Genomic DNA, 1,967 nt, shown 5'->3' with positions numbered 1-1,967 from the left:
GCATTAATTAAGTTTTTAAGCAAGTCGTCATCTTGGTCGTTATCAACTTTTAAATGTTCATCTTTCAGCATTTTTAAATCCATAGAAGACCGCCTACTTATTCAGTATTTTCTTTACCCTCAAGCTCATTGACTCGCGTCTGTAAATCGGTGATCATTTCTTTTACTGCAGAATTGAGATTCTCCCACATAACACTGCCAGTGCCTATAGTACGAGAGTTAACAGATTTATCTGCTAAATGGTCGTTTTTAATAGACCCCGTTTCAATTACTGCAGGATCGCCTTTTGGATCCTGGTGCAGCTGATCCGCTGCCTCCTAGACTCACTTCCTCGCCGTCTTTGACGATTTTTCCGCCTGCAAATTCTAAAACACCACCGATGACAGTTCGATCCCCGCCATCAGTGGTGTAATTTTTCGTCACTCGCATGACTCTTCACCTCTTCTAGATTTACTCTTTTATTGATAATTGGCCGTACACTACAGCATCCTTATCCCACAGCACAACGTCTTCGCGTTCAATTGCACGCACCCTTGTTGTATTAGTTTCAAATGCGCCAGCTCCCTCAACTGTAGATGCGATTGATTGCTGCTGACGGTCAAATAAAACGATTGTCTCTTTTAAATCACCAACAATTACAGGCGCTTTGCCTTCCTTCGTCTTCAAAATTTTGTTTGAAATAACCACCACGCGGCGGCCAAAGAGCATTTTATTAGTTGGTTCTGTCGGTATATCTTTTAATAGATATTTTCCGTCTGCATCTTTAAGCTCATCAAGATAATTGAATCCATCTTGGTTTGTCATAATGATTGCACTCGCTGAAATTGCAGGGTCTAGAGTTACATTTAAGGTCTTTTTAATATCATCAAGCCCTTTAAAATTAACCTTTTTCAATTTTTCAAGAATATCAAGAATAAGATTGTTTCTTGTTGTAACAGATTTTTTGACAAACCATTTTGCCACATAAGACATGATTGCTTGGTCTGTATCTTGAAGCAACGTATTTGAGAGAGGTAAAAGGCCCGCATAGTCAGTGATACTATATGATAGTTTTGTAAACTTAGGTTGATCTGTCTCTGGAATTTCGTCCATTTCTTCAAGGACTGCAAATGGTGTAATATCACTATTTTTCTCAAGCATACGGCTGCCAGACCGTGTTGCCACTGGCTCTACTGTGACATATTGCTCAAGTTGATGTAATTGTTCCCGCTTTAGCTCCTTGATGGTTCTTGAAATGTCTTCAGGAATTAATATCCCGCCGTCTTCTTCGGTTTTCCCTGACATTGCTCTAAATTCTGTACTTTCAAATAGATCGCGTTCTTCGTCTGTCAAACGTCTTCCACGAAGAGATTTAATAAAAGCCTTAGCGAACAATTTTTGTCGTTCTTCCTTGTCTTCTTGATCTCGTGATCTTCCTTCTGGTTTGCGCTCTTGCTCCGGCACAAAATGCTCACCGCCAGATAAATCAGGCACGTCAAGTGATCGTCCTTCTACCATCAACTCAATTTGACTTTTCAGCTCTTTCACTTCATTAAGAAGCTGGCGCGCTTCCTCTGTTTTTCCTTCTGCTAGTGCTTTATCAGCATCTTCTTTCTTTCGTGTAAACTGCTGACGTAATTCAATTTCTTTTTTAGACATCTGTATTTTTCCTCCTTATTGAACGCAAAAAAGCCTTATTCGGGAAGATCAAGGCTTAAAAGTTCCAATTCAATTTTTAAAATTTCATCTGTTGGTGCGCTCCGTTGTTCTTTCATTTCTTCTACTTTCTCCATGCTTCGAGCACCTACCACAGCTGCGGTATCGCTATATGCAGGTGTCGTTACTAGAGAAATGTCATAAATGCGGTGAATTCTGTTTATTCTTCGTTCGTATATGTCCTCGTTTTCGTTAATTCTCCATTCGTCGGGTTCGTCTCCGTTGTAATCCAACGAAAAAGCAAAAGAACATTGATTAATAACGCCGCTGCGT

Annotated in this window: 3 protein-coding genes; all 3 read right to left on the bottom strand. The window is 40.0% G+C overall.

Annotated elements, in window-relative coordinates; all coding sequences use genetic code 11:
* Nucleotides 1-263: 263 nt before the first annotated feature.
* The gene (locus tag BA70_RS20435) at nucleotides 264-428 is read right to left on the bottom strand and encodes a hypothetical protein (protein WP_160171280.1); all 165 of its coding nucleotides are present in this window, start codon (nucleotides 426-428) and stop codon (nucleotides 264-266) included.
* 21 nt (nucleotides 429-449) lie between these two features.
* Nucleotides 450-1,637: a phage major capsid protein gene (locus BA70_RS18620; protein WP_034325227.1), complete on the bottom strand. Its 1,188-nt coding sequence runs from the start codon at nucleotides 1,635-1,637 to the stop codon at nucleotides 450-452.
* Between the two features lie 35 nt (nucleotides 1,638-1,672).
* The coding region (locus BA70_RS18615; protein ID WP_034325226.1) for an HK97 family phage prohead protease at nucleotides 1,673-1,967 on the bottom strand (295 nt) is incomplete at its 5' end.

It is taken from the genome of Bacillus zhangzhouensis (genome assembly GCF_000715205.1).
Classification (GTDB): Bacteria; Bacillota; Bacilli; order Bacillales; family Bacillaceae; genus Bacillus; species Bacillus zhangzhouensis.
The sequence above is the reverse complement of the archived record's forward strand: the minus strand, read 5'-3'. Positions and strand labels throughout refer to the sequence as shown.